The sequence below is a fragment of the Nonomuraea sp. LPB2021202275-12-8 genome, assembly GCF_037044575.1.
GTDB lineage: Bacteria > Actinomycetota > Actinomycetes > Streptosporangiales > Streptosporangiaceae > Nonomuraea.
In genome coordinates this window covers 686,897-712,706 of record NZ_JBAHWD010000001.1, presented here as the reverse complement: position 1 = coordinate 712,706, position 25,810 = coordinate 686,897, and the positions used below count along the sequence as shown (strand labels likewise).

Below are 25,810 nucleotides of genomic sequence, written 5' to 3'. Positions count from 1 at the left end.
GAGACGAGACGGACCGTCTTGACATTGGATCGGACGTCAGTCATGGTTGACCATAGCCGAGACGAACCGTCTCGTCTTACTCAAGGGAGTGCGCTGCGCCTGCTGCTCGGCAGCGTGATCTACGACGTCGCCTTCGACGTGACGCACCGGCGCATGTCTGCCTGGACCGCCTGGGGGGAGGTCGGCCACGCCGCCGGGCACGCCATCCCGGCGCCTGAGACGGAGTGAGAGGAGACCTTGTTTGCGGATCGCCGGAGCCTTATGTTCGTTGCGTAGTCCGGTGTGTGTTGCGTATTAAGGAACAACCGGAGGGCCCATGACAAGCCGGCCTCGTTCAGTGATCATTGGAGCCGGCATCGTGGGCTGCGCCCTGGCCGACGAGCTCACCGGCCGGGGGTGGACCGACGTCACCGTCGTCGACCGGGGGCCGCTCTTCGCCACCGGCGGATCGAGCTCGCACGCTCCGGGGCTGGTGTTCCAGACGAACCCGTCGAAGACCATGACCGAGTTCGCCTCCTACACCGTGCGCAAGTACACCGAGCTCGGCTGCTTCGAGCAGGTGGGCGGCCTGGAGGTGGCCACCACCCAGGAGCGCTGGCACGACCTGCACCGCAAGCACGGCTGGGCCGAGTCCTGGGGCGTCGAGGGGGAGCTGGTCGACGCCGAGCGGTGCGCGGAGCTGTGGCCGCTGCTCGACCGGCACCGGGTGCTCGGCGGGTTCCACGTGCCCACCGACGGGCTCGCGGCGGCCGTGAGCTGCTGCGAGACGCAGGCCGCGCGAGCCGTCGAGCGGGGCGCGAGATTCCTGGCCAGGCACACCGTGGTGGGCGTCCAGCAGATGGGCGGCCGGGTCACCGGGGTGGAGGTGGAGAGCGCGGACGGCTACCGCGTCATCGAGGCGGACGTGGTCGTGTGCGCCGCCGGGTTCTGGGGGCCGACGATCGGCGCGATGGCGGGGCTGACCGTGCCGCTGCAGCCGCTGGCCCACCAGTACGCCAGATCGGGGCCGCTGCGCGGGTCGAAGAGCGGGCCCATCCTGCGCCACCAGGACCGCGACCTCTACTTCCGCCATCACGGCGACCGCGTCGGCGTCGGCTCCTACGCGCACCGGCCGATGCCGGTCGCCCAGCACGAGATCGGCCCCGGGGGCACCACGATGCCGTCGGTGCAGGAGTTCACCGAGGAGGACTTCGACCCCGCCTGGTGGGACGCGGGCGAGTTGTTGCCCGCGCTCAGGCAGTCCAAGTACGAGGACGGCATCAACGGGATCTTCTCCTTCACCCCGGACGGGTTCCCGCTGATCGGGGAGGCGCCGGAGCTCGACGGGTTCTGGGTGGCCGAGGCGGTCTGGGTCACCCACTCGGCCGGGGTCGCCAGAGCGGTGGCCGAGCTGCTGGTCGACGGCCACTCCCAGGTCGATCTGCACGAGTGCGAGCTCAGCCGGTTCGAGCCGGTCCAGCTCGCCCCCGCCTTCGTCACCGAGCGCGGCAAGCAGAACTTCGTCGAGGTCTACGACGTCATCCATCCGCTGCAGCCGATGGAGTCGCCGCGGCCGCTGCGTACCAGCCCCTTCTACGCGCGCCAGCGCGAGCTGGGCGGGCACTTCCTGGAGGCGGCGGGGTGGGAGCGGCCGCACTGGTTCGACGCGAACGCGCCGCTGCTGGAGGAGCTGGTACGGCCGGCGGAGGGCGGGCCGGCGGCCGTCGAGGCGTTCGTGGGGGCGGAGCGGCGCGACGAGTGGGCCGCCCGATACTGGTCGCCGATCGCCGCCGCCGAGTCGCACGCGACGAGGGAGAGCGTGGCGCTCTACGACATGACCCCGCTCAAGCGGATCGAGGTCGGCGGGGCGCGGGCGGCTGCTTTCCTGCAGCGCCTGACCACCAACAACGTGGACAAGAAGCCGGGCTCGGTCACCTACACGCTGCTGCTGGACGCCAAGGGCGGCATCAGGTCCGACCTCACGGTGGCGCGGCTGGCCGAGGACAGGTTCCAGATCGGCGCCAACGGCAACCTGGACCTCGACTGGATCACCCGGCACGCGCCGGGCGGCGTGTACGTGCGCGACCTCACGCCTGGCACCTGTTGCGTCGGCGTGTGGGGGCCGCGGGCCAGGGAGCTGGTCCAGCCGCTGACCGACATGGACATGTCCCACGAGGGCTTCCGCTACTTCACCTGCAAGTCCGGATATGTCGGCCACGTGCCGGTGACGGCGATGCGGGTCTCGTACGTCGGCGAGCTCGGCTGGGAGCTCTACACCACGGCCGACCTGGGGCTCAAGCTGTGGGACACGCTCTGGGCGACCGGGCTGCCGATCGCGGGCGGCCGGGCCGCGTTCACCAGCCTGCGGGTGGAGAAGGGCTACCGGCTCTGGGGCGTGGACATGACCCCCGAGCACAATCCGTACGAGGCCGGGCTGGCATTCGCGGTCAGGAAGGACAAGGACTTCGTCGGCCGCGACGCGCTGTCCACCGACATCACCCGCAAGCTGGTGCCGCTGCTCAGCGGCGAGGTGGTCATGGGCAAGGAGCCGGTGCGGCACCTGGGCCGCACGGTCGGCTACGTCACCAGCGCCGCCTACGGCCACACGATCCACCGCCCGATCGCCTACGCCTGGCTGCCGATCGAGCTGGCGGGCCCCGGGACGCATGTGGATATTTCCTACTTCGGGCGGGAGGTTCCCGCCGAGGTGGCCGCCGAGCCGCTGTACGACCCGCAGATGGAGAAGATCCGACGGTGACCCACCCCGACTTCCTCTGGCGCAATCCCGACCCCAAGCAGGCCTACGACGTGATCATCGTCGGCGGCGGCGGGCACGGCCTGGCCACGGCCTACTACCTGGCGCGCAACCACGGAATCACGAACGTGGCCGTCCTGGAGAAGGGCTGGCTGGCCGGCGGCAACATGGCCCGCAACACCACGATCATCCGCTCCAACTACCTGTGGGACGAGAGCGCCGCCATCTACGAGCACTCGCTGAAGCTGTGGGAGGGGCTCGGCGACGAGCTCGACTACGACCTGCAGTTCAGCCAGCGCGGCGTGCTCAACCTCGCGCACAGCCTCGGCGACGTGCGCGAGGGCAGGCGGCGGGTCAACGCCAACCGGCTCAACGGCGTCGACGCCGAATGGCTCGACGCCGACGAGGTCAAGAAGTTCTGCCCGATCGTCAACGTCTCCGAACGGGCCCGCTACCCGGTCATGGGCGCCACCCTGCAGCGGCGCGGCGGCATCGCCAAGCACGACCACGTCGCCTGGGCGCTGGCCCGCAAGGCGGACGCCTACGGGATCGACCTGATCCAGGGCTGCGAGGTGACCGGGTTCGAGATCGCGAACGGCCGGGTGCTGTCGGTGAAGACCTCACGCGGCAGGATCGCGGCCGGGAAGGTCGCGCTCGCCTCGGCCGGGCACACCTCCGTGCTGGCGGAGCGCGCCGGCATCCGGCTGCCGCTGCAGTCGCACCCGCTGCAGGCGCTGGTGTCAGAGCTGCTGGAACCGGTGCTCGACTGCGTGGTCATGTCGAACGCCGTGCACGTCTACGTCAGCCAGGCGCACAAGGGCGAGCTGGTCATGGGCGCGGGCATCGACTCCTACAACTCCTACGGCCAGCGCGGCGCCTTCCACGTCATCGAGGCCCAGATGGCCGCCGCGCTGGAGCTGTTCCCGCTCTTCAGCCGGGTACGGGTGCTGCGCACCTGGGCTGGCGTCGTCGACGTCTCGCCCGACGCCTCGCCGATCATCGGCACGACGCCCGTGGACGGCCTGTACGTCAACGCGGGCTGGGGCACCGGCGGCTTCAAGGCCACTCCCGGCTCCGGCTGGGTGTACGCCCACACCATCGCGCACGGCGAGCCGCATCCGCTGGCCGAGCCCTTCGCGCTGGACAGGTTCACCACCGGGGCGCTCATCGACGAGCACGGCGCGGCGGCGGTGGCGCACTGATGCTGCTCATCGACTGCCCGCACTGCGGCCCCCGAGACGAGAACGAGTTCCGCTACGGCGGGCAGGCCGGGATCGCCTACCCCGACGCGCCGGGCGAGCTGAGCGACGGCGAGTGGGCCGGATACGTGTTCATGCGCGACAACCCCAAGGGCTGGTTCACCGAGCGCTGGTTCCACGCGCACGGCTGCCGCACCTGGTTCGCCGTCGAGCGGCACACGGTCACCCACGAGATCCGCACGCCGGTCCAGGAGATTCGATGACCCGCCTGCCTTCGGGCGGTCTGATCGACCGCTCGGTCACGCTCCCGTTCCACTTCGACGGCCGCCCGTTGCACGGGCATCCGGGTGACACGCTGGCCTCCGCCCTGCTGGCCGGCGGGGTGCGCGTGGTCGGGCACAGCGTGGACCTCGGCCGCCCTCGCGGCGTCTTCTCCGCCGGCGCCGAGGAGCCGAACGCCCTGGTCCGCGTCGGCGCCGACCCGATGCTCGCCGCCACCACCGTGGAGCTGCGCGACGGGCTGCGGGCGTGGAGCCTGCGCGGCAAGGGCCGGGTGGACCCGGACGCCGTGGACGAGCGGCGCGCCGACAAGGGCTACCTGCACTGCGACGTGCTCGTGGCCGGAGGCGGCCCGGCCGGGCTGGCGGCGGCGCTGGCCGCGGGGGAGTCGGGGGCCCGGGTGATCCTGCTGGACGACCAGCCCAGGCTCGGCGGCGACCTGCTGAGCAGCCGCGTCCGTCTGGACGGCGCCCCCGCGCTCGACTGGGTCGCCGCGGCCGAGCGCCGTCTGGCCGCGCTGCCGGAGGTCCGCGTGCTGGTCAGGACCACCGCGATCGGCTACTACGACCACAACTACCTGGTGGCCGTCGAGCGCCGCGCGGCGGGGGAGCGTCTGTGGCACCTGCGCGCGCGCCGCGTCGTGCTCGCCACCGGCGCGCACGAACGCTCGCTGCCCTTCCCCGGCAACGACCGGCCCGGCGTCATGCTCGCCTCCGCCGCCCGCGCCTACGTCAACAGATACGGCGTACGGCCGGGCGGCCGGGCGGTCGTCTACGCCTGCGCGGACTCCGGCTACGAGGCGGCCCGCGACCTGGAGGCGGCGGGAGTGGTGATCGCCGCCATCGTCGACCCGCGCCCGCAGGCCCCGGCCGGTCACGCCGTCACCGGCACGATCACCGGCACGATCACCGGCACCACGTCCGACGCCGACGGCCTGCTCACCGGTGTCCGGATCGGCGACCAGCACCTGGAGGCGGACCTGCTGGCGGTCGCGGGCGGCTGGAACCCGGCCGTCCACCTCTTCAGCCAGTCGCAGGGCAGGGTCGTCTTCGACGACGCCCTCCAGGCGTTCGTCCCCGGCGCGTCGGCGCAGGCCGAGCGGTCGGCGGGCGCCTGCCGGGGCCTGTACGGCACCCGCGAGGCGATCGAGGACGGTTACGCCGCGGGCGCCGAAGCGGCCGGCCGGGACGGCGACTTCGCCGTGCCGTCCAGCGACGAGACCGCCCTCCGCCCGCCCGCCGCCTACTGGGGCGAGCTGTCGCCGGACGCCACCGCCTTCGTCGACCTCCAGCGGGACGTCACCGTCGCCGACCTGGCCAGGGCGGCGGGCACCGGGATGCGCTCGGTCGAGCACGTCAAGCGCTTCACCACCGCGGGCACCGGGGCCGACCAGGGCAAGACCTCGGGCGCGCTGGTGGCCGGAGTGATGGCCGAGCTGCTCGGAGCCACCCCCGGGCAGCTCGGCACGACCACGTTCCGCCCGCCGTACGCCCCGGTGGCCTTCGGCACGCTGGCGGGCCGCGACCGCGGCGAGCTGTCCGACCCCGTCAGGACGACCGCCATGCACGGCGCGCACCTCGCCAGGGGAGCGGTGTTCGAGGACGTCGGCCAGTGGAAGCGGCCGCGGTACTTCCCGCTCGACGGCGAGGGCATGCGCGAGGCGGTGCTGCGCGAGTGCCGCGCGGCCCGCACCGGGGTGGCCGCGATGGACGCCTCCACCCTGGGGAAGATCGACATCCGCGGCCGCGACGCCGGCGCCTTCCTGGACCGGATCTACACCAACATGTACTCCACGCTCGCCGTCGGCGCGTGCCGCTACGGCCTGATGTGCACGGCCGACGGGATGGTCTTCGACGACGGCACCACCACCAGGCTCGGCGAGGACCACTACCTCATGACCACCACCACCGGCAACGCGGCGGCCGTGCTCGACTGGCTGGAGGAGTGGCGGCAGACCGAGTGGCCGGAGCTCGACGTGCGGCTCACCTCCGTCACCGACCACTGGGCCACGGTCGCGATCGCCGGCCCCAGGGCCAGGGACGTCCTCGCCGCCGTCGCGCCGGGCGCGCTCGACCTCGCCTTCATGAGGTACGCGGGCACCGAGGTCCTCGGCGTCCCCGGGCGGGTGTTCCGGATCAGCTTCTCCGGCGAGCTGGCCTACGAGGTGAACGTGCCCTGGCATTACGGCAGGTCGCTCTGGGAGGGCGTGCTGGACCTGGGCGCGGTGCCGTACGGGACGGAGACCATGCACGTGCTCCGCGCCGAGAAGGGGTTCGCCATCGTCGGCCAGGAGACCGACGGCACCGTCACCCCGCAGGACCTCGGCATGTCGTGGATCGTCTCCAAGCGCAAGCCGGACTACGTCGGCAAGCGCTCCCACTCCCGCCCCGACACCGCCCGCGACGGCCGCAAGAGGCTGGTCGGCCTGCTCACCGACGACCCGGACGCCGGCCTGGCGGAGGGAGCGCAGCTCCTGCGGGAGTCGGAGGTGCCCGCGCGCATGCTCGGCCACGTGACCAGCGGTTATGCCAGCGCGACGCTCGGCCGCACGTTCGGGCTGGCCATGGCCCGCGACGTCGCTCCCGGCGACCGGCTCACCGCCGTGTCCGGGACCGCGACCGTCGCCGTGACGGTCGTCGAGCCGGTCTTCTACGACCCCGAGAACGCCCGGCGCGACGGAGAGCCCGTGGCCGCCGGCATCGTGTCCACGGCGCCGGAGGGGCGCGCCGAGAGCCCCGCCGCCGCCTTCGCCGCCGGCTTCGCGGCGGCGGGTTCGCAGTCCGTACGGCTCCGCGAGCTGCCTGCCACGCCGATGTGGGAGGTGCGCGGCGCCGACCCGGGCGAAGGGCTGAGGCTCGGGCCGGACTGGTGGCTGGTGGTCCGGGACGGTCCGGCGGGTGAAGGATGGGTGGAGGTGTCCGGGCAGCGGACCGTGCTGGAGCTCGCCGGTCCCGGCGCCCTCGACGTCCTGATCACCGGATGCCCCCTCGACCTGCATCCGTCGGTGTTCACCGGCCACGCGCAGACGCTGCTGGCCAAGGCTCCGGTGATCATCGAACGGGACGGGGACGCGTACCGGATCTACGTGCGGTCCTCGTACACCGCGTATCTCGCCGAATGGCTGCTTGACGCACTCGGGCGGTAAATGACCACTTAGAGGGCATTGATATACCTGGACGTTGCGAACACTAGTCTGGGAGTGCCAGTGCGGTTACGGACGGTCATGGCGGGGCTGGCGACAGCGGTGATGCTCACCGGCTGCGGGGACCTCGAAGCGCAACTGGGGCCGGAGACCGGCAAGGCCGACTCCGGCAAGTCCGCGGACGTGGGCGACGCGCGAAAGAAGCTCGACAAGCTGGCCGTGAAGGGCCGGGCGCCGAAGACCGGGTTCGACCGCGACGAGTTCGGGCCCGCCTGGTCGGACGTGGACCGCAACGGCTGCGACACCCGCAACGACATACTCAAGAGGGACCTGAAGGAGGAGAAGTTCAAGGCGGGCACCCACGACTGCATCGTGCTCAGCGGCATGCTCGACGACCCCTTCAGCGGCAGGCGGATCGAGTTCGAGCGCGGCCAGGACACCAGCAGCAAGGTCCAGATCGACCACGTGATCCCGCTCTCGGACGCCTGGCAGAAGGGCGCCCAGCAGTGGACGGCGACCAAGCGCAAGGAGTTCGCCAACGACCCCCTGAACCTGCTGGCCGTCGACGGCCCGCTCAACGGCCAGAAGAGCGACTCCGACGCCGCCACCTGGCTCCCGCCGCGCAAGGCCTACAGATGCGAGTACATCGCGCGGCAGGTCGACGTGAAGGCCAAGTACGAGCTGTGGGTCACCTCAGCGGAGAAGGACGCCATGGAAGGCGTCCTGTCCTCCTGCTGACGTCAGTCGTCGTCCTGGTCGTCGTCGTCCTGGTCATCGGTCTGGCCGCCGGTCTGGGAGCCGTCCTGCGGGTTCTGCGCGCCGGTCTGTGAGTTCGTCGCGTCGTCGTCGCTCTCCGCGGCCTCGCTCTCCTTCTTCAGGAGCTTGCCCGTGGCCGCGTCGATGTCCAGCTCGTGCTCCACGTCGCCCTTGACGAGCTCGACGTCCCACACGTCCGGCTGCGTGCCGCGCTTGTCGAAGCCGACCTCGCGCACCCACGAGCCGGGCACCTCCTTCTGGGCGATCTGGATGGCCTGCTCCGCGCTCACCTTCGGGGCGGGCTGGTTGGCGGCGGCGAAGGCGGCGGACCCACCGGCCACGAGGGCCATGACGCCGGCGCTGGCAACGATGATCTTCGTAGTGATCTGCATGCCCCTACGGAACACCTATCCGCGGTAATCGCGGGCTAAGGCCGGGTTAACACCACTTCCACGATGGCGCCGCCCGACGACGACACCGACAGCCGGCCTCCCGACGACTCGGCGGTGCGGCGGGCGATGTCCAGGCCGAGCCCGGTCGAGCCGGCCGCGCTGCTGCCCCGCTCCAGCAGGGCGGGGTCGAAACCGGGCCCGGCGTCGCTGACCACCAGCACGGCCCCCGAAGGATGCGGCGCGAGCCGTACGGAGAAGGACACCCCCTCGGGGGTGTGCGCGAAGACGTTGCCGAGCAGGGCGTCCACGCAGGCGGCGAGCGCCTCGGCGCCGACCGCCACCGTCAGCTCCTCCTCCGGCAGGGTGACCGTGACCGCGCGCCCCTGGTCCTCGGCGAGGACCGACCAGAAGCGCACCCGCTGGCGCACCACGGTGGTCGCGTCGCACGTCTCGCGCCGGGCGGAGCGCTGCCGGGCGTCGGTGATGACGGCGCTGACGGCCCTCTCCAGCTCGTCCACGCGAGCGCCGATCCGCGCCGCCTCCTCGGGGTCGCGCAGCGACTCCGCGTCCAGCCTGAGGCCCGTCAGCGGCGTACGGAGCCGGTGTGACAGGTCCGCCACCGACTCCCGCTCGGCCGCGAGCAGGTCGCCGATCCGCCCGGCCAGATGGTTGAGCGCCAGCGCCACCGAGCGCACCTCCGGCGGCCCGCCGGGCTCTGCCCGTGCCTCCAGGTCGCCGCCCGCCAGCCGGTGCGAGACGCGCGCCAGACCGTCGACGGGCCTGGTCACGGCGAGCGCCAGCCGGTCGGCCAGCGCGATGCCCAGCACCACCAGCGCCAGCCCGAGCGCGAGCAGCGCCGCCCACGCCTCGCGCACGCCGCGCAGCAGCTCCTCGTCGCCGACGAACACCCTGATCACCACGGTGCCGTCCGGCGACTGCACCGACACCAGCACCTCGATGCCGTCGTCTGCCTCGGCGGTGACGCTGCGGCCGGTGGCGGCCAGCCGTACCGCGTCGGAGCGGCCGGCCGGCGCGCCGAGCGTCCGCCCGTCCGGCAGGAACACCGTCACCGGCCGCGACACCTGCTCCACCGCCAGCGGCAGCTCGGGCGTGCCGACCGTGACGGCGACCGACTCGGCGGCGGTGGTGGCGCGGCTCATCGCGCCGTTCTCCGCCACGGCGCGGATCAGCAGCGCCATCGGCACCAGCAGCGCGATCAGCACCAGCGAGGTGGTGGCCGCGACCAGCAACGCCAGCCAGCGCCTCATGAGGGCCCGACCAGCTTCACCCCGACACCCCGGACCGTGTGCAGGTAGCGGGGCTCGGCCGCGGTCTCGCCCAGTTTCCTGCGCAGCCAGGACAGGTGGACGTCCACGGTCTTGTCCGCCCCGCCGTAGGGGAGCTGCCACACCTCGGTCAGCAGCTCGCGCTTGGTGACGACCTCCCCGGACCGGGCGGCGAGGTAGTGCAGCACGTCGAACTCGCGCGGTGTCAGATCCAGCTCCACCCCGTCGAGCTCGGCCACCCGCGCACGCGGGTCGAGGTGCAGGGCCCCCACCCGCAGCGGCTCGGGGGCGGTCTCGCCCGCGCGCCGCAGCACGGCCCTGATCCGCGCGTCGAGCTGGGCGGCGCTGTAGGGCTTGACCACGTAGTCGTCGGCGCCCGCGTCCAGCACCGGCACCATCTCGGCGTCACCGTCGCGGGCGGTCGCCACGATCACCGGCACCTTGCTCACCGCGCGCAGCATCCGCAGCAGCTCGCCGCCGTCGAGGTCGGGCAGCCCCAGGTCGAGCACGATGAGGTCGGGACGGTCCTGCACGGCCAGCCGCAGCCCGTCGAGCGCGGTGGGCGAGGAGGACACGGCGTGGCCGAGCTCCCGCAGCCCTCGGCTCAGCGCGGTGCGGATCGTCACGTCGTCCTCGATGAGCAGGATGTCAGCCATATGAGGAAACCGTAGACGCAAAACGGTGATGCACCGCGCACCGTTATCCCCGTCTTAACCTGGGCTTAGCCGTACATGGGAGAAGGTGACGGGGTGAAGCGACTCGTCCTGGCCTGGGCGGCCACCGCGATCGCCGCGACCGGCGCCGCCGTGGCGGTGCTCGCCCTGGTCGGCGGCGCGCTGACCGGCACGTCCGGCCAGGTGATGACCCAGGACGAGGCCCGCGTCGCGCTCGCCACCGCCACCGCCACCGCCACCGCCCGCCCGGCAGGCTCGCCGCCGTCCACCCCGTCCGCGTCCACCCCGTCCGCGTCCACCCCGTCCGCGTCCACCCCGTCCGCGTCCACCCCGTCCGCGTCCACCCCGTCGAGCACGCCTGTCGCGCCCGAAGGCGAGTTCATCCGCACGCCTGGCGGCACGGTGATCGCCTCCTGCGCCGGCGACCTGGTGACGCTGCGCTCGTGGAGCCCGGCCCAGGGCTACTCCGTGGACGGCGTCGAGCCGGGCCCCGACCGCGAGGCGGGCGTGGAGTTCGAGGCAGACGAGGGCGAGGACGTGGAGCTGAAGCTCGGCTGCTCCGGCGGCCGGCCGGTCACGCTTCCAAACTGAGCGCCGCCTTCGTCAGCTCCGCCTGCTGCCTGATCTGCCCCATGACGACGGGGTTGATCCCCTTGGCGGCGAAGGTGGCGACCATCGCGTCCATCACCTCTTTCGCCTTGGGCAGGTCGCCCTGACGCGCCTGCGCCCTGGCCAGGCGGCGCATCACCATGTTGAGCGTGATGTTGTCGAGACCGGGGTCGCGGGCCACCTCGGTGAGCTGCTCGATGCCCTGTTTGGGGTCCGGCGGCCGGATCCGCAGCCGCTTGCCGGGCGTGAGCGCCTTGAACTCGCGCTCGGCGTTGAGCCCCTTGACCATGCGCGCGTAGACGGCCAGCGGGTGGCCGCCGTACCGGTCGATCATCTCGTCGAGCGCCAGGTTGCCCGAGCGCAGCGTCGGCGAGTCCGAGCCGAGCAGCGAGAACAGCTTGCCCTGCTCCTCGCCCAGCATGAGCTCGGCCACCCGGTGGTCGTCGTCGCTGACCGGGTAGCGGACCCGTACCAGGCAGGCCGGAGAGACGATCACGGAGCCGTCGGCGGCGATGTACTGCGCCCTGACCCGGTACTCGCCGGGCTGCTGGAAGTAGTGGCCGTCGCGCCCGTGCCCGATGTAGGCGCTTCGGTACATGGCGGGGTTGCCGCTGTCGAGCCTGATCTCGGGGGAGTGGTCCACGCAGTGCCGCATCATCGGCCGGTACAGCACGGTCCTGCCGCTCGGCTGGGTGATGCTCACCTGGGTGAACTCGGTGTCGGGATGCAGGTGGCCGTGGGTGCTGCGCGGCTCGCCCGCGGACGACAGCTTGAGCTCGACCACGACCGGCTCGCCGAAGCCGAACGACTCCTTGGCACGCAGCTCCAGCGCCAGTCCCGAGTGGTCCTCGACGGGCTGCTCGAAGGGGGCGATCTCGGCGGCGCCGGTGCCGAACGCGTTGGCGCCCATGGCGACGTCCCGGAAGAAGCCGTGCCGGATGTGGACCAGCTCGGAGTCGGTGAACTGGAAGGGGAAGGCCGCCCAGTAGCCGGGCTCGCCGCCGGGGCGGTAGTTCTGCACGTAGTTCATCCAGGACAGGTCGCCGAGACCGCTGCCGGGGCCGAGCGGCTGGGGCGGCGTGGCCAGGTTCTTCTGCCAGGAGTGCAGCAGGTTGAAGGCGTGCCCGAGCTCGTGCACGTAGGTCCGTAACTGGGCCCGCTGCTCCTGCGGCGAGTCGCCCTTGATCGCGTCGTTGAACACGGCGGAGCCCTGCCGCTGGTGGGCGTCGTTGTAGTCGAACATGATGCCGCGGTAGCCGCCCACGTGCTTGCTGGCCACCAGCAGCCACACCTGCCAGGCCGGAGCGTCGCCGAACGTGCCGAACTGCTGCGTCATCGCGTGGTGCAGCTCGGCGTCGTTCCAGGCGAGATCGGCGCCCGACCCGTCCACGGGGATCACGCCCGGCCGGCCCACGGTCAGCTCGACGCCGGCCTCCGCCCACGCGCCTGCCACGGTCAGTTCCCTGCGCCGCGAGCCCGAAGGTCCGGGCAGCGAGCCGGTGTCATAGGACACGAACGGCTGGACCCCCGCCACCGAGTCCTGCTCCAGCAGGACCTTGCGGAAGTACGGCGAGTCGAACGTCACCTCATAGGTACGCCCGGCCACCTCGGCGGTGCCGGACCCGGCGCTGATCGTGACGCGCACGTCCCGCGTCGCGGCCTCGAAGGTGAAGGCGCCCCGCCCCTCCACCCGCGCCTGGTCGCCCTCGGCCATGACGGCGGGGGAGTGGACCACGAACGAGCCGGTGTAGGTGGTCGTCGAGCCCGCCGTGGCGAACAGGTCGCCGCTGACCCGCCCGGTCGGCCTGGTCCCGTCGACGTCCACCCGGAGCTCCAGCCGCGAGTCGCCGTCCTGTCCCTGATAGAGCCCGCTGATCATGATTGCCCCCTGGAGTCGGTGGGGTTACACCGGGGACACTTCTCCCGAGGACAGGGTGTGTCAACGGCCTCCGCGGACTCTCAGAGCCGCGAGCAGTTCCTCGGAAGCCCTGGTGATCGTCTCCACGGCCAGGTCGAACGCCTCGGCGTTGTGCGCGGCGGGCGCCCGGAACCCGGAGATCTTCCTGACATACTGCAGGGCTGCGGCGCGCACGTCCTCCTCGGTAACGTCCTCGGTGTAGGGCGGGCGCAGGGTCTTGATGCTTCGGCACATGCCTCAACGGTAATAGCCGATGCGCTGGCTTATTTCCAGTGCGCCGGCGGCCACCAGCTCGCCCACCTCGGGCAGCCGCTGGGGGGTGAGCCGGTAGGAGGGGCCCGACGCGCTCACCGCCGCGACCACCGAGCCGTCGCTGCCCCAGATGGGCGCGGCCACCGCGTTCAGTCCCAGCTCCAGCTCCTCCACCGTGCATGCCCAGCCGCGTCGTCTGATCTCCTCCAGCTCCAGCAGCCGCGCGTCGATGATGGTCATGGGCGTGAACCGGGCCAGCTCGTCGGGCAGCCGCAACGCGCCGAACGCCAGCAGCACCTTGCCGCTGGAGGTGGCGTGCGAGGGGGTGCGCTGGCCGACCCAGTTGTGCCCGCTGATCGCGGACGGGCCTCTCGCCTGGCTGATGTTGACCGCGTCGCCGTCCTGCGGCACCGCGATGTTGACGGTCTCGCCGACCTGCCGGGCCAGCCTCAGGCAGACCGGCCGGCCCTCCTTGGCCAGGTCGAGCTGGGCCGTGGCCGCGCCAGCCAGCCGCACCACGCCGAACCCGAGCCGGTAGCGTCCGCGGTCGCCGCTCTGCTCGACCAGCCCGCCCTGCTCCAGAGCGGCCAGGAGCCGGAAGGCCGTGGACTTGTGCACGTCGAGTTCGGTGGCCAGATCGGTCACCCGCGTCGCGCCCTCCCGGGCGAGAATCTCCAGGATCGCGATGGCTCGATCGACCGACTGAACCGAGCTGTTGCTCATAGCGCAACACCATATCTGTCGGAGCGTTGTGAGACGCTCACTCCATGGCTGAGAGAACCTCTTATCCGGACGGCGAGCCCTGCTGGGCGCAGCTCCTGACCCGCGACGCCGCCGCGGCCCAGAGTTTCTACACCGAGTTGTTCGGCTGGGACTGCCGCGACCAGGGCGGCTGGACGATGTGCCACCTCGACGGCCGCCCCGTGGCGGCGATCACGCCCGACCCGCGGGCCGCCGAGCCGCCCGCCTGGACGGTCTACCTGGCCACCTCCGACCTCGGCGCCGCGATGGGCAGGCTGGAGGTCGCGGGCGGCAAGCTCGTCGAGGGCCCCCTGGAGGGCTACGCCCTGGCGACCGATCCGGGAGGCGCCAGGTTCGCCCTCTTCCAGCCGGGCCCGTTCGCCGGCGCCGGCGTCCGCGACGAGCCGGGCGCGATGAGCTGGGCCGAGGTCAACTCCCCCGACGGTCAGGCGGCCGACGCCTTCTACGCCACGCTCTTCGGCTACGAGCGCGAGCAGGTGCCCGGCGGCGTCGACTACAGCGTCTACAAGTCAGGCGGCCGGCCGGTCTGCGGGCGGTTGCGGATGGACGAGCACTGGGAAGGCGTCCCGTCGCACTGGATGATCTACTTCGACGTGGCCGACATGGACGCCGCGACCGCCAGGGTGACCGAGCTCGGCGGCGAGGTGCCGGTGCCGCCGTTCGACTCCCCGTTCGGGCGCATCGCCGTGGTCGCCCATCCGGCGGCCGGTTTCCTCAGCCTCCGCCGGCCGCCGGGCTGAGCTCCGCGCCGAAGGCGTGCGCGATGCTCCGCATGCCCTCGGCCAGCTCGTCGAGGTCCAGCGCGTCGATCCGCTCGGCCGGGCCCGACACCGACATGGCGGCCACCACCCGGTCCCCGTCGTGCACCGGCACGGCCAGGCAGTGCACGCCCAGCTCCTCCTCGCCCAGGTCCATGGCGTAGCCGCGGGCCCGCACCCGCTCCAGCTCGGCCATCATGGCCGGGGTGTCGGTGATCGTGTTGGGGGTGCGCCGGGGCATGCCGGTCCGCTCGAACAGCGGCAGCGTCACACCGGCCGCCCGGCCGGCCAGCAGCACCTTGCCCACGGCCGTGCTGTGCGGCAGCACCCGCCTGCCGACCTCTGCGAACATGCGCAGCCTGCGCGGCGAGGGCACCTGCGCCACGTAGACGACGAAGTCGCCTTCGAGCACCGCCAGGTTCGCCGTCTCTCCCGACAGCTCCACCATCCGGGTCAGGTACGGCTGCGCCCACACGCCCACCATGCTCTCGGCGACGCCACCGAGCCGCACCAGGCCGCCGCCCAGCGCGTAGCGCCGGTCGGACTCCTGGCGCACGTAACCGCGCGACAGCAGCGTCTGCAGCAGCCGGTGGATCGTGCCGAACGGCAGGCCGGTCCGGGCGGCGATCTCCGAGAGGCCCGCCTCGCCGCCGTGCTCGGCCAGCGCCTCGAGCACGTCGAGTGCCCGCTCGACCGACTGCACGCTCACAGGCTCACCCCCCGCAGCGAGGCGTCCAGCACCTCGGCGGTGTGCGCCACCCTGATGTCGGCGCCGCCGCGCCGCATCGCCGCGACGATCTGCATCGTGCAGCCCGGGTTCGCCGACACCAGCAGCTCGGCGCCGGTCGAGCCGACCGACTTCGCCTTCCTGTCGCCCAGCTCCCTGGCCGCCTCCGGCTGGAAGACGTTGTAGGTGCCCGCCGAGCCGCAGCAGATCGCCGAGTCGGGCACCTCGCGCAGCTCCAGCCCGGGTATGCCGCGCAGCAGCTCGCGCGGCTGTGCCCGGACGCCCTGGGCGTGGGCCAGGTGGCAGGCGTCGTGGTAGGCGACGGTCAGCGGCAGCGGATGCCGCTCGGCCACCGGTCCCAGCTCGGCCAGGAACTCCGAGAGGTCCAGCACCCGGAATCCGGGCTCCTCGCCGAGCAGCTCGCCGTACTCCTTCATGGACGACCCGCAGCCGGCCGCGTTCACCACCACCGTGTCGACGCCCGCCTTGCGGAAGGTCGCGACCGTCCGGCGGGCGAGCCGCCTGGCCTGGTCCTCGCGCCCGGAGTGCACGCTCAGCGCGCCGCAGCAGCCCTGTCCGGCGGGGATCACCACGTCGCAGCCCTCCAGCGCGAGCACCCGCGCCGTGGCCGCGTTCACCTGCGGGAAGAACTCGCCCTGCACGCACCCGGTGAGCATCCCCACCACGGCCCTGCGCTCGCCTCTGGCCCGCACCAGCCGCGGCATCCGCTGCCGCCGCCGGACCGGGGGCGCCAGCCCGGCCATCGCCCCCAGGCTCGGGTGGACCCGCTCCAGGAACGGCGCCAGCCGCTCGGCCAGCCACATCCCCGGCCGCAGCAGCCGCAGCCTGCGCGGGTAGGGGAACAGGCTGAACACCAGCCCGCGCACCGCCCGCTCCCGCGGATCGCGCTCGTGCTCGCGCTCCACGACCGCCCTGGTCTGCTCGATCAGCCGGTCGTAGCGCACCCCGGACGGGCAGGCGGTCACGCACGCCATGCAGCCGAGGCAGGCGTCGAAGTGCCCCGCCATCTCCGGCGTCACAGGCGTGCCCTCGACGTGCTGGAGCATCAGGTGGATGCGGCCGCGCGGCGAGTCCATCTCCTCGCCCCACAGCACATACGTCGGGCACGTCGGCAGGCAGAACCCGCAGTGCACGCAGTCGTCGATCAGCTCAGGGTCCACGTCAGATCCCTCCCACGAACCGGCCGGGAGACATCCTGCGCCCCGGATCGAAGCGCTGCTTCACCCGCCGCATCAGCGGCAGCGACCCGACCGGCCCCCACCTCTGCACGCCCTCGTACGGGGTGGCCAGCACGGTCATGCGGGCGCCGGCGGCGTCCAGCCGGCCGCGCAGCGCCGTCACGGCCTCGGTGACCTTCTCCTCGCCGGGGTCGCCCCACAGCTCCAGCCAGACCCGGCCGGAGACCGCCGACCCGCGCAGCGAGAACCCGCTGTAGTGCACCGCGTCCAGCACCCGCGTCAGCCGGGACGGGTCGAATCGGACCTCGGCCAGCACATCGTCGTCGAGGATCAGCCCCCACTGCGGCGGCGGCTCGTCCCTGATGTCCTTCACCACGTCCGCGCCCATCCGCCCGGCCAGAGCCCGCGCCCGCTCGTCCGCGGCCGTCCCCTCGACCAGCACGGTCAGCCAGATCGGCCCCTGCCCGTGCGGCCAGTCGAGCTCCGCGGCGCTGGGCTCCTCCTGGGCGGCCGCCAGCATCGCGGCCAGCTCCTCCGCCCGGCACGGATCGGTCCCGGACACGTCGGGCGGATCCACCACGGCCACGATCCAGCGGCGGTCCGCGGGTAGCGGATGCAGCCGGAAGGCGGCCTCGGCGATCACGCCGAGCGTGCCGAAGGAGCCGGTGAAGAGCTTGCCCAGGTCATAGCCGGCGACGTTCTTGACCACCTTGCCGCCGGACTTGGCGACCGTCCCGTCGGCCAGCACGACCGTGATGCCGATGAGCAGGTCGCGGGCCGTTCCGTAACGGAAGGCGCGCGGGCCCGCCACTGCGGCGGCCAGCGTGCCGCCGACCGTCGTGCCCTCGGCGAACGGCAGATCCAGTGCCAGCTCCTGGCCCTTGTCCGCGAGCGCCGCCGACAGCGCCTCCATCGTGACCCCGGCCTGCACGCGCACCACGAGGTCGCCCGCCGCGTGCTCGACGATCTCGTTCAGGCAGCACATGTCGAGCAGCACGTCGCACCGCTCCGGTGCGGGACCCCAGTGCAGCTTGGTGCCGCCGCCCGCGGGCACGACCGCCAGATCGTGCTCGGCGCAGACCCGCAGCACGGCCGACACCTCCTCGACCGTCTCAGGCAGCGCCACCCAGCGCGGGCTCACCCCGCACACCGCGTCGTCCGGGCCGGCGTCCCTGACCGTCACGCCGGTCCGCGCCCATCCCTGGGCCACCTCCTGGGCGGGCATCAGAACTGCTCCGCCCGGCCGGACTCCACCAGGGGATGCACGCCCTTGCGCACGCCCGGCACCTCGCCGCAGAGCCGGGGGGTGGGGAACACCTTGCCCGGGTTGGACAGGCCGCGCGGGTCGAAGGCGCACCGGACGAGCTGCATGGTGTCGAGATCCTCCTCGGAGAACATCCTCGGCATGTACTTCGCCTTGTCCACACCCACTCCGTGCTCTCCGGTGATCGAGCCGCCGTGCTCGATGCACAGGTCCAGGATCGCGCCCGAGACCGCCTCGGCCCGTTCGCCGGCTCCCGGCTCGGCGTCGTCGAACAGCACCAGCGGGTGCAGGTTGCCGTCACCCGCGTGGAACACGTTTGCCACCTTGATCCCGTATTCGGCCGACAGCCGGTCGATCTCGGCCAGCACCCGGGGCAGCGAGGTGCGCGGCACCACGCCGTCCTGCACGATGTAGGCCGGGCTGATGCGCCCGACGGCCGCGAAGGCCGACTTGCGCCCCTTCCAGATCGCCGCCCGCTCCTCCGGATCAGCCGCCACCCGCAGCTCGAACGCGCCCGAGCAGATCTCCTCCAGCCGCGCGAACTGCCGCTCGACCTCCGCCGCCGGCCCGTCCAGCTCCACGATCAGCACCGCGCCGGCGCCGGCCGGGTAGGCGCAGGCCACCGCCGCCTCGGCCGCCTCGATGGACAGGGCGTCCATCATCTCGATGGCGGCGGGCACGATGCCGGCGCCGATGATCGCCGAGACGGCCCTGCCGCCCTGCTCGATGCTCTCGAACGCGGCCAGCACCGTGGTGACCGCCTCGGGGGCGCGACTCAGCCGCACGGTGACCTTGGTGGCGATGCCCAGCGTGCCCTCCGAGCCGACGAACGCGCCCAGCAGGTCGTAGCCGGGGTCCATGCGGTCGAGCGTCACCAGGTCGCCGTCCGGCGTGACGATCTCGCACGCCTCGACGTGGTTGACGGTGAAGCCGTACTTCAGGCAGTGGGCGCCGCCCGAGTTCTCCGCCACGTTGCCGCCGATCGAGCAGATCTGCTGGCTGGAGGGGTCGGGTGCGTAGTAGTAGCCCTGCTCGCGCACCGCCTGCGTGATCGCCAGGTTGGTCACACCGGGCTCCACCACGGCCCTGCGGTTGGGCAGGTCCACCTCCAGGATGCGGCGCATCCTGGAGGTGACGATGAGCACGCCGTCCTCGCGGGGCAGCGCGCCGCCGGACAGGCCGGTGCCTGACCCGCGGGCCACGAACGGCACCGCGAAGTCGTTGCAGAGCCTGACCACCCGGGCCACCTGCTCCGCGGTCTCGACAAGCACGACCACGCCGGGCGTGGCGCGGTGGTAGGTGAGGCCGTCACACTCGTAGGTACGCAGCCGCACCGGGTCGGAGATCACCGAATCGGCGGGCAGCACGTCGCGCAGTGCCTCCGTCAGCGTGTCCAGCATGACGCCTCCCGCATGCTCGCCCTATATCCGTAAATATATGGCGACACTTATGGCATGCGGGCGTAGGCGGGAAGAGTCAGGAACTCGGCGAAGTCGTCGTCCAGCGCCACCTCCTTGAACAGCGCCGTCGCCTGGGCGTACAGCTCCTCGTCGTAACCCGGCTCGGCCGCGATCTTCGACACCTCCTCGGCGATGATCCGCTCCACCAGCTCCTTGGTCACCTGCCCGCCGGTGTCGGCCAGCGTGATGTCGTTGTGGATCCACTGCCAGATCTGCGAGCGGGAGATCTCGGCCGTGGCCGCGTCCTCCATGAGGTTGTGGATCGCGACCGCGCCCTGCCCGCCCATCCACGCCGCCAGATAGCGCAGCGCCACGTCGACGTTGTTGCGCAGCCCCGCCTCGGTGATGTCGCCCGGCGTCTCGGAGACGGCCAGCAGGTCGGCGGCCGACACGCTGACGTCCTCGCGCAGCCGGCCGAGCTGGTTGGGCCGGGTGCCGAGCACGCCGTCGAACACCTCGCGGCAGATCGGCACCAGGTCGGGGTGGGCCACCCAGGAACCGTCGAAGCCGTCACCCGACTCGCGGGTCTTGTCGGCGCGGACCTTCTCCAGGGCGACCGCGTTCACCTCCGGGTCGCGGCGGGACGGGATGAACGCCGCCATCCCGCCGATCGCGTGCGCGCCGCGCTTGTGACACGTACGCACCAGCAGCTCGGTGTAGGCGCGCATGAACGGCGCGGTCATCGTCACCGCGTTGCGCTCCGGCAGCAGGAACTCCCTGCCCCGGGTGCGGAACTTCTTGATCACGCTGAACAGGTAGTCCCAGCGGCCCGCGTTCAGCCCCGCCGAGTGCTCGCGGAGCTCGTAAAGGATCTCCTCCATCTCGAACGCGGCCGGGTAGGTCTCGATGAGGACGGTCGCCCTGATCGTGCCCTGCGGGATGCCGAGCAGCTCCTGGGCGCGCACGAACACCTCGTTCCACAGGCGCGCCTCCAGGTGCGACTCCACCTTCGGCAGATAGAAGTAGGGACCGCTGCCCCTGTCGAGCTGCCGCTGGGCGCAGTGGAAGAAGTAGAGGGCGAAGTCGAACAGAGAGGCCGACACCGGCTGTCCGTCGACCAGGGCGTGCTTCTCGTCCAGGTGCCAGCCGCGCGGCCGGACCACGATCGTGGCCAGCTCGGCGTCGGGCTTGAGCGCGTAGGTCTTGCCTCCGCTCTCGAAGTCGATCGTCCGGTCGAGCGCGTCGCGGAGGTTGAGGTGACCGCTGACGCAGTTCGCCCACACGGGGGAGTTGGCGTCCTCGAAGTCGGCCAGCCACACCTTGGCGCCGGAGTTGAGCGCGTTGATGGTCATCTTGCGGTCCACCGGGCCGGTGATCTCGACGCGGCGGTCCTCCAGGCCTGGGGCCGGCGGCGTGACGCTCCACTCGGCCTCCCTGACCTGCTTGGTCTCCGGCAGGAAGTCCAGCGTGCCGCCCGCCGACAGCTCCGCCTGCTTCGCCTGGCGGGCGTCGAGCAGCTCCAGCCGCCTGGCGCCGAACTCCCGCTGCAGAGCCGCCACGAAGTCGAGCGCCTCCGGCGTGAGGATCTGGTCGAACCGGTCGAGCATCGGGCCGGTGATCTCCACTAGTCCTCCTTTTCCGCTGAATGGAAAACAAATTCTGGATTATGGAAGCGAAGTTACGCCATCCGGGCGCCACGGGTCAAAGACGGGGGTAACCCGGGGTGTCCGTTCGGGGGCATCCCCGATGTGCGCGGGCGCCTATCCGGGCAATCATTGAGACATGAAGACGATCGTGATCGCGGGCGGGCTCCTCGCCTCCGCCGCACTGCTGTCAGGCTGCGGTCTGGCCGCCATCGGCGGCCCCACCAACCAGGACACCGTCAGCTACGAGGTGACCGACAAGGTGGCCAAGCTGCGCGTCAAGAGCGAGGCCGGCGACACCGTGATCACGGAGACCGGCGGCAACGCCATCCGCGTGGTCGAGACGCTCCAGTGGCGCGACACCAAGCCCAAGGCCGAGCACTCGGTCGACGGGGACACCTTGTTCGTCCGCTACGACTGTGAGCGGTCCTGGGGCAGCTGCAGCGTCAACTACAAGATCGAGATCCCCAAGGGGCTCCAGGTCGACGCCGAAACCGGCTCGGGCGACGTCACGCTCAGGTCCCTGACCGGCCCGCTCAACGTCACCGCGGGCTCGGGCGACGTGGACGCCTCGGACCTGGCCGGCAAGACCGTCCTCGCCGAGGTGGGGTCGGGCAACATCGAGCTCAAGTACGCCACCGCCCCCGACAGCGCCGAGCTGGAGGCCGGGTCCGGCAACGTGACCCTGCGCGTTCCCGACGGCGCCTACAACGTCAAGACCGAGGTGGGCTCCGGCGACGCCACCGTGTCGGTCAAGAACGACCCGAACTCCCCGCGCAAGGTGTCCCTCACCGCCGGTTCGGGCGATGTGAGCGTGATGCCGGGATAACCAGGTGATTACTTCTGGGATGTCGTGCCACCATCGGGGAAGACACCGAGGTGTCCAGACGTTGCCTATTAGAGATGACACGAATGCACGAATACTCCGCGCTCGACGAGTTCGAGACCGGTGACATGGACCTCGAGGAGCGCCAGGCGCTGCGCCGCGTGGCGGGCCTCTCCACCGAACTCCAGGATGTCTCCGAGGTCGAATACCGGCAGCTGCGGCTCGAGCGAGTCGTCCTGGTCGGCGTGTGGACCTCCGGGACCGTCACCGACGCAGAAAACTCGCTCCAGGAGCTCAGGCTCCTGGCCGAGACCGCAGGCTCCCAGGTCCTCGAAGGCCTCATCCAGCGCCGCAAGTTCCCCGACCCCGCCACCTACATCGGCTCCGGCAAGGCGCTGGAGCTGCGTGACGTGGTCGAGGCGACCGGCGCAGACACCGTGATCTGCGACGGCGAGCTGAGCCCCGGCCAGCTCCGCCAGCTCGAGGAGACGGTCAAGGTGAAGGTCATCGACCGCACCGCCCTGATCCTCGACATCTTCGCCCAGCACGCCAAGAGCCGCGAGGGCAAGGCCCAGGTCGAGCTGGCCCAGTTGCAGTACCTTCTGCCGCGCCTGCGTGGCTGGGGCGGCAACCTGTCCCGCCAGGTCGGCGGTCGCGCCGCGGGCGGCGTCGGCATCGGTGGCCGTGGCCCCGGTGAGACCAAGATCGAGCTGGACCGCCGCCGCATCCGCGAGCGGATGGCCAAGCTCCGCCGCCAGATCGGCGGCATGTCGACCTCCCGCGAGACCATGCGGCACCGGCGCCAGCGGCGCGAGGTGCCCGCCGTGGCCATCGCCGGGTACACCAACGCGGGCAAGTCCTCGCTGCTCAACCGGATCACCGGTGCGGGTGTGCTGGTGGAGGACGCGCTGTTCGCCACCCTCGACCCGACCGTGCGCCGCGCGCGCACGCCCGAAGGCAGGCTGTTCACGATCGCCGACACCGTCGGTTTCGTGCGTCACCTGCCCACGCAGCTGGTCGAGGCGTTCAGGTCCACGCTGGAGGAGGTCGCCGACGCCGACCTGATCCTGCACGTGGTCGACGGCTCGCATCCCGACCCCGAAGGCCAGCTCGCCGCCGTGCGTGAGGTCTTCGCCACCATCGACGGCGCCGGCGACGTGCCCGAGATCGTGGTGATCAACAAGGCCGACGCCGCCGACCAGGAGGTGCTCGACCGCATCGCCAGGCGCGAGCGCGACAACATCGTGGTCTCCGCCCGCACGGGCGCCGGGATCGGCGAGCTGATGGCCCTCATCGAGCGCCGGCTGCCCCAGTTGGACCACGAGATCTCCCTGCTGATCCCGTACGACAGGGGCGATCTGATCTCTCGGGCGCACAAGGAGGGCGAGGTCCTCTCGGTGACCCACGTCGGCGACGGCACGATCCTTCACGCCCGCGTGCTGCCCAGCCTCTACCAGGAGCTGGAGCGGGTGGGCAAGCCGGTCGAACGCGTGTCTTAGCGGCACGGCAGGGCAGCTCTCGCGCTAAATGGCGCAGGGCTGCCCAAAGGCGACAGTGGTCCCGCAAGGCTGGGATTGCTAGGATTAGCCAAGCCTTACGACTTAATGGCACGGGTTTCAGATGACGGCTCCTGCGATCCAGGACACACGCGGGGGCCTGTGGGTGAAGGTGGGGCAGGGTGACGGTTGGGATCAGTGGGCTTTCTTCCGAATAACCCTGTACAGCGAGCGCACCTGTGAAATAACGTAACTGAACTGAAATCGCCGGATCATGAGTCTGGCGATACGGTCACCGCACAGCTTTTCGCGGATGAGAGCAGGAGACCCCCCATGTCGTCCGGACCCGGAGCGGACTCAGTGGGCGCGGCACAAGCCGTGCGCTGCGTGCTGCTCAAGCGCGGGGCGGTGATGCGGTGACCGTTCGGCTCCTGACCAACATCGGCCGCCTCTGGACCGGTAACGAGGTCCTCAGCAACGCGGCCATCCTCGTGCACAACGACCGCATCGCATGGGTGGGGCGGGCGCCCGACCTGCCGCAGAGCGTTCCAGGCGTCGTCGACGACATCGTCGACGTCGACCATGTCGAGAACCTCGGCGGCGCGCTCGTCACGCCCGGGCTCATCGACGCCCACACCCATCCCGTCTACGCCGGAAACCGCTACGCCGAGCTGGCGATCCGCACCGGCGGCTCCACCTCCGCGTCGATCACCGCCGCGGGCGGCGGCGTGGGCTCCACCGTCACCGTGACGCGCGGCACCGACCCCTGGACGCTCTGCAACGGCGTGCGCGAGCGCCTTCGCGACTGGCTGCTCGCCGGCACCACCACCGTCGAGGCCAAGACCGGCTACCACCTCACCCGCGACGGCGAGCTCGCCGACGTGCGGCTCCTGCGCGAGCTGGAGAAGGAGCCGATGATGCCGCGGGTGCACGTCACCTTCCTCGCGGCGCACGTCGTGCCTCCCGAATACTTCGGCCGCCAGCGTGAGTACGTCGAGGCCGTGGGCGCCTGGTGCGCCGACGCGGCGGCGGCCGGCGCCGACAGCGTCGACGTCTACTGCGACGAGGGCCACTTCACCACCGAGGAGTCCCGCTGGGTGCTCGCCTCGGGGCGCAACGTCGGCCTGCTGCCGCGCATTCACGCGGGCCTGTTCAGCCGCCGCGGCGCCGTCCAGCTCGCCGCCGAGCTCGGCTGCGCCTCCGCCGACGGGCTGCACCACATGTCCGAAGAGGACATCGCGATCATGTCCCGCTACGGCGTGCCCGCCGTGGTCTGCCCGGCGACCGCGCTCCAGCGCGGCAACCTGCCGCCCGTCCGTCAGATGATCAAGCACGGTGTGCAGATCGCGCTCGGCAGCGACCACAACCCCGGCTACTGCGGCATCACCTCGATGTCGCTGGTCATCGCGATGGCCGTGTCGGCGTTCGGCATGAGCGTCAACGACGCCCTGCGCGCCGCCACGCTCGGTGGCGCCACCGTCCTCGGCGCTCCCGACCGGGGCGTCCTGGCTCCCGGCCGTCTGGCCGACATCGTCCAGTGGGACGCCGACCATGAGGGCGCCTTCGCCTGGTCCTTCGGCCTCCAGCCGCGCAGGGTCTGGCGGGGTGGGACCCCGGTTCAGTAGCTGATAACGGTCCATGCCGCCAGCAGTCGCCGTAGTCACGGACTCGACCGCATACCTGACCGATGTGCCTGGCGTCAGGTCTGTTCCCGTACAAGTGATCTATGGGGATGAATCCTGCGATGAGTGGGATTTTTCGGGAGATTTCGCGTTAGCGAGCACTTCGCGCCCCGCCCCCGCCCGCTTCGCGGCCTGCTACGCAGAGCTCGCCGCAGCCGGTGCGGCGGGCGTCGTCTCCATCCACCTGTCGGGGGAGCTCTCCGGTACGGTCGAGTCCGCCCGGGTGGCCGCCAAGGAGGCGCCCGTCCCGGTCGAGGTGATCGACAGCCGCTCCATAGCGATGGGCCTCGGTTATCCGGTCCTGGCCGCGGCCCGCGCGGCGGCGGCGGGCGGCACCCTGGAGTCGGTCGCGGCGGTGGCCAGGGAGCGCGCCGCGCAGACCCGCACGTTCTTCTACGTCGACTCCCTGGAGTACATCCGCAGAGGCGGGCGCATCGGGACGGCGGCCTCGCTGGTCGGGTCCGCCCTCATGATCAAGCCACTGCTGCACCTGGTGGACGGCCGCATCTCGCTGCTGGAGAAGGTCCGCACGGCGAGCCGCGCCATCGCTCACCTGGAGGATCTGGCGGTACGCGCGGCCGGAGACCGGGCCGTCGAGATCGCGGTCCAGCACCTGGCGGCGCCGGACCGTGCGGCCTCCCTGGCCGAGCGCCTGGCCAAGCGGCTTCCTGGGCTGGTCCGCTCCCGGGTCGTCGAGGTGGGCGCGGTGATCGGGGTGCATGTGGGGCCGGGCATGCTCGGGTTGACGGTCACCTCGGCCGACTGACCGTTGTCCACAGCCGTTCGCCCGGCCGCATCGGCTTGTCCCCAGA

General features: G+C 71.7%; 22 protein-coding genes. 11 read left to right on the top strand and 11 right to left on the bottom strand.

Going from position 1 to position 25,810, the window contains the following annotated elements:
* Positions 1-316 precede the first annotated feature (316 nt).
* The 5 genes from V5E28_RS03355 to V5E28_RS03335 are packed head-to-tail and all read left to right on the top strand — an operon-like array spanning position 317 to position 8,092.
* The gene (locus V5E28_RS03355) at positions 317-2,737 is read left to right on the top strand and encodes a GcvT family protein (protein ID WP_336204812.1); all 2,421 of its coding nucleotides are present in this window, start codon (positions 317-319) and stop codon (positions 2,735-2,737) included.
* Entirely contained in the window at positions 2,734-3,936 is a 1,203-nt protein-coding gene (locus tag V5E28_RS03350; RefSeq protein ID WP_336204811.1) for a sarcosine oxidase subunit beta family protein, read from the top strand. Before V5E28_RS03355 ends, V5E28_RS03350 begins: the two co-directional genes overlap by 4 nt.
* Entirely contained in the window at positions 3,936-4,196 is a 261-nt protein-coding gene (locus V5E28_RS03345) for a sarcosine oxidase subunit delta (RefSeq protein WP_336204810.1), read from the top strand. Before V5E28_RS03350 ends, V5E28_RS03345 begins: the two co-directional genes overlap by 1 nt.
* Positions 4,193-7,357 carry a 2Fe-2S iron-sulfur cluster-binding protein gene (locus V5E28_RS03340; protein ID WP_336204809.1) on the top strand — a complete coding sequence of 1,055 codons (3,165 nt, stop codon included), beginning with the start codon at positions 4,193-4,195 and terminating at the stop codon, positions 7,355-7,357. Before V5E28_RS03345 ends, V5E28_RS03340 begins: the two co-directional genes overlap by 4 nt.
* A gap of 60 nt (positions 7,358-7,417) precedes the next feature.
* The gene (locus V5E28_RS03335) at positions 7,418-8,092 is read left to right on the top strand and encodes an HNH endonuclease family protein (RefSeq protein ID WP_336204808.1); all 675 of its coding nucleotides are present in this window, start codon (positions 7,418-7,420) and stop codon (positions 8,090-8,092) included.
* Positions 8,093-8,094: 2 nt separating this feature from the next.
* On the opposite strand, the gene V5E28_RS03330 is transcribed toward V5E28_RS03335, so the two are convergent.
* From V5E28_RS03330 to V5E28_RS03320, 3 genes are read right to left on the bottom strand one after another with little or no spacing between them, the layout of a single operon-like run.
* Positions 8,095-8,502 (bottom strand): PepSY domain-containing protein, encoded by a 408-nt coding sequence (locus tag V5E28_RS03330; RefSeq protein WP_336204807.1) that lies wholly within the window; start codon positions 8,500-8,502, stop codon positions 8,095-8,097.
* Between the two features lie 35 nt (positions 8,503-8,537).
* Positions 8,538-9,770 carry a sensor histidine kinase gene (locus V5E28_RS03325; protein ID WP_336204806.1) on the bottom strand — a complete coding sequence of 411 codons (1,233 nt, stop codon included), beginning with the start codon at positions 9,768-9,770 and terminating at the stop codon, positions 8,538-8,540.
* Complete coding sequence (locus tag V5E28_RS03320) at positions 9,767-10,444, bottom strand: response regulator transcription factor (protein WP_336204805.1); 678 nt, start codon at positions 10,442-10,444, stop codon at positions 9,767-9,769. Before V5E28_RS03320 ends, V5E28_RS03325 begins: the two co-directional genes overlap by 4 nt.
* 93 nt (positions 10,445-10,537) lie before the next feature.
* On the opposite strand from V5E28_RS03320, the gene V5E28_RS03315 reads away from it, so the two are divergent.
* On the top strand, positions 10,538-11,053 hold the full coding sequence (locus V5E28_RS03315; RefSeq protein ID WP_336204804.1) for a hypothetical protein: 516 nt from the start codon (positions 10,538-10,540) through the stop codon (positions 11,051-11,053).
* Here the strand turns inward: V5E28_RS03315 and V5E28_RS03310 are convergent.
* Genes V5E28_RS03310 through V5E28_RS03300 form a run of 3 tightly spaced genes read right to left on the bottom strand, consistent with a single transcriptional unit; the run spans position 11,037 to position 13,964 of the window.
* Complete coding sequence (locus V5E28_RS03310) at positions 11,037-12,950, bottom strand: hypothetical protein (RefSeq protein ID WP_336204803.1); 1,914 nt, start codon at positions 12,948-12,950, stop codon at positions 11,037-11,039. The genes V5E28_RS03315 and V5E28_RS03310 overlap by 17 nt on opposite strands.
* Before the next feature lie 60 nt (positions 12,951-13,010).
* Positions 13,011-13,223, bottom strand: a complete 213-nt coding sequence (locus V5E28_RS03305) for a DUF2277 domain-containing protein (RefSeq protein WP_336204802.1) — start codon at positions 13,221-13,223, stop codon at positions 13,011-13,013.
* Between the two features lie 3 nt (positions 13,224-13,226).
* The gene (locus V5E28_RS03300) at positions 13,227-13,964 is read right to left on the bottom strand and encodes an IclR family transcriptional regulator (protein WP_336204801.1); all 738 of its coding nucleotides are present in this window, start codon (positions 13,962-13,964) and stop codon (positions 13,227-13,229) included.
* 44 nt (positions 13,965-14,008) lie between these two features.
* On the opposite strand from V5E28_RS03300, the gene V5E28_RS03295 reads away from it, so the two are divergent.
* Complete coding sequence (locus tag V5E28_RS03295; RefSeq protein WP_336204800.1) at positions 14,009-14,743, top strand: VOC family protein; 735 nt, start codon at positions 14,009-14,011, stop codon at positions 14,741-14,743.
* Here the strand turns inward: V5E28_RS03295 and V5E28_RS03290 are convergent.
* The 5 genes from V5E28_RS03290 to aceB are packed head-to-tail and all read right to left on the bottom strand — an operon-like array spanning position 14,718 to position 20,976.
* Positions 14,718-15,464: an IclR family transcriptional regulator gene (locus V5E28_RS03290; protein WP_442945761.1), complete on the bottom strand. Its 747-nt coding sequence runs from the start codon at positions 15,462-15,464 to the stop codon at positions 14,718-14,720. The genes V5E28_RS03295 and V5E28_RS03290 overlap by 26 nt on opposite strands.
* A gap of 2 nt (positions 15,465-15,466) precedes the next feature.
* Positions 15,467-16,669 (bottom strand): (Fe-S)-binding protein, encoded by a 1,203-nt coding sequence (locus V5E28_RS03285; protein WP_336204798.1) that lies wholly within the window; start codon positions 16,667-16,669, stop codon positions 15,467-15,469.
* A gap of 1 nt (position 16,670) precedes the next feature.
* Entirely contained in the window at positions 16,671-17,912 is a 1,242-nt protein-coding gene (locus tag V5E28_RS03280) for an FAD-binding oxidoreductase (protein ID WP_336204797.1), read from the bottom strand.
* Positions 17,912-19,351 (bottom strand): FAD-linked oxidase C-terminal domain-containing protein, encoded by a 1,440-nt coding sequence (locus V5E28_RS03275; protein WP_336204795.1) that lies wholly within the window; start codon positions 19,349-19,351, stop codon positions 17,912-17,914. The genes V5E28_RS03280 and V5E28_RS03275 overlap by 1 nt, the downstream gene beginning before the upstream one ends.
* A gap of 47 nt (positions 19,352-19,398) precedes the next feature.
* Complete coding sequence (gene aceB / locus V5E28_RS03270; protein WP_336204794.1) at positions 19,399-20,976, bottom strand: malate synthase A; 1,578 nt, start codon at positions 20,974-20,976, stop codon at positions 19,399-19,401.
* Positions 20,977-21,133: 157 nt separating this feature from the next.
* On the opposite strand from aceB, the gene V5E28_RS03265 reads away from it, so the two are divergent.
* From V5E28_RS03265 to V5E28_RS03250, 4 genes are all read left to right on the top strand, one after another.
* Positions 21,134-21,823 carry a DUF4097 family beta strand repeat-containing protein gene (locus V5E28_RS03265; protein ID WP_336204793.1) on the top strand — a complete coding sequence of 230 codons (690 nt, stop codon included), beginning with the start codon at positions 21,134-21,136 and terminating at the stop codon, positions 21,821-21,823.
* 74 nt (positions 21,824-21,897) lie between these two features.
* Positions 21,898-23,319 carry a GTPase HflX gene (gene hflX, locus V5E28_RS03260; protein WP_442945755.1) on the top strand — a complete coding sequence of 474 codons (1,422 nt, stop codon included), beginning with the start codon at positions 21,898-21,900 and terminating at the stop codon, positions 23,317-23,319.
* Between the two features lie 413 nt (positions 23,320-23,732).
* Positions 23,733-24,941 carry an imidazolonepropionase gene (gene hutI / locus V5E28_RS03255; protein ID WP_336204792.1) on the top strand — a complete coding sequence of 403 codons (1,209 nt, stop codon included), beginning with the start codon at positions 23,733-23,735 and terminating at the stop codon, positions 24,939-24,941.
* 13 nt (positions 24,942-24,954) lie between these two features.
* Positions 24,955-25,764 carry a DegV family protein gene (locus V5E28_RS03250; RefSeq protein WP_336204791.1) on the top strand — a complete coding sequence of 270 codons (810 nt, stop codon included), beginning with the start codon at positions 24,955-24,957 and terminating at the stop codon, positions 25,762-25,764.
* Positions 25,765-25,810 lie beyond the last annotated feature (46 nt).

Excerpts from the sequence above, each read along its gene's own strand:
- V5E28_RS03355 (WP_336204812.1), top strand. The coding sequence starts at position 317 with ATGACAAGCCGGCCTCGTTCAGTGATCATTGGAGCCGGCATCGTGGGC.
- V5E28_RS03345 (WP_336204810.1), top strand. The coding sequence starts at position 3,936 with ATGCTGCTCATCGACTGCCCGCACTGCGGCCCCCGAGACGAGAACGAG.
- V5E28_RS03340 (WP_336204809.1), top strand. The coding sequence starts at position 4,193 with ATGACCCGCCTGCCTTCGGGCGGTCTGATCGACCGCTCGGTCACGCTC.
- V5E28_RS03330 (WP_336204807.1), bottom strand. The coding sequence starts at position 8,502 with ATGCAGATCACTACGAAGATCATCGTTGCCAGCGCCGGCGTCATGGCC.
- V5E28_RS03325 (WP_336204806.1), bottom strand. The coding sequence starts at position 9,770 with ATGAGGCGCTGGCTGGCGTTGCTGGTCGCGGCCACCACCTCGCTGGTG.
- V5E28_RS03320 (WP_336204805.1), bottom strand. The coding sequence starts at position 10,444 with ATGGCTGACATCCTGCTCATCGAGGACGACGTGACGATCCGCACCGCG.
- V5E28_RS03310 (WP_336204803.1), bottom strand. The coding sequence starts at position 12,950 with ATGATCAGCGGGCTCTATCAGGGACAGGACGGCGACTCGCGGCTGGAG.
- V5E28_RS03305 (WP_336204802.1), bottom strand. The coding sequence starts at position 13,223 with ATGTGCCGAAGCATCAAGACCCTGCGCCCGCCCTACACCGAGGACGTT.
- V5E28_RS03300 (WP_336204801.1), bottom strand. The coding sequence starts at position 13,964 with ATGAGCAACAGCTCGGTTCAGTCGGTCGATCGAGCCATCGCGATCCTG.
- V5E28_RS03295 (WP_336204800.1), top strand. The coding sequence starts at position 14,009 with ATGGCTGAGAGAACCTCTTATCCGGACGGCGAGCCCTGCTGGGCGCAG.
- V5E28_RS03280 (WP_336204797.1), bottom strand. The coding sequence starts at position 17,912 with ATGCCCGCCCAGGAGGTGGCCCAGGGATGGGCGCGGACCGGCGTGACG.
- V5E28_RS03275 (WP_336204795.1), bottom strand. The coding sequence starts at position 19,351 with ATGCTGGACACGCTGACGGAGGCACTGCGCGACGTGCTGCCCGCCGAT.
- V5E28_RS03265 (WP_336204793.1), top strand. The coding sequence starts at position 21,134 with ATGAAGACGATCGTGATCGCGGGCGGGCTCCTCGCCTCCGCCGCACTG.
- hflX (WP_442945755.1), top strand. The coding sequence starts at position 21,898 with ATGACACGAATGCACGAATACTCCGCGCTCGACGAGTTCGAGACCGGT.
- V5E28_RS03250 (WP_336204791.1), top strand. The coding sequence starts at position 24,955 with ATGCCGCCAGCAGTCGCCGTAGTCACGGACTCGACCGCATACCTGACC.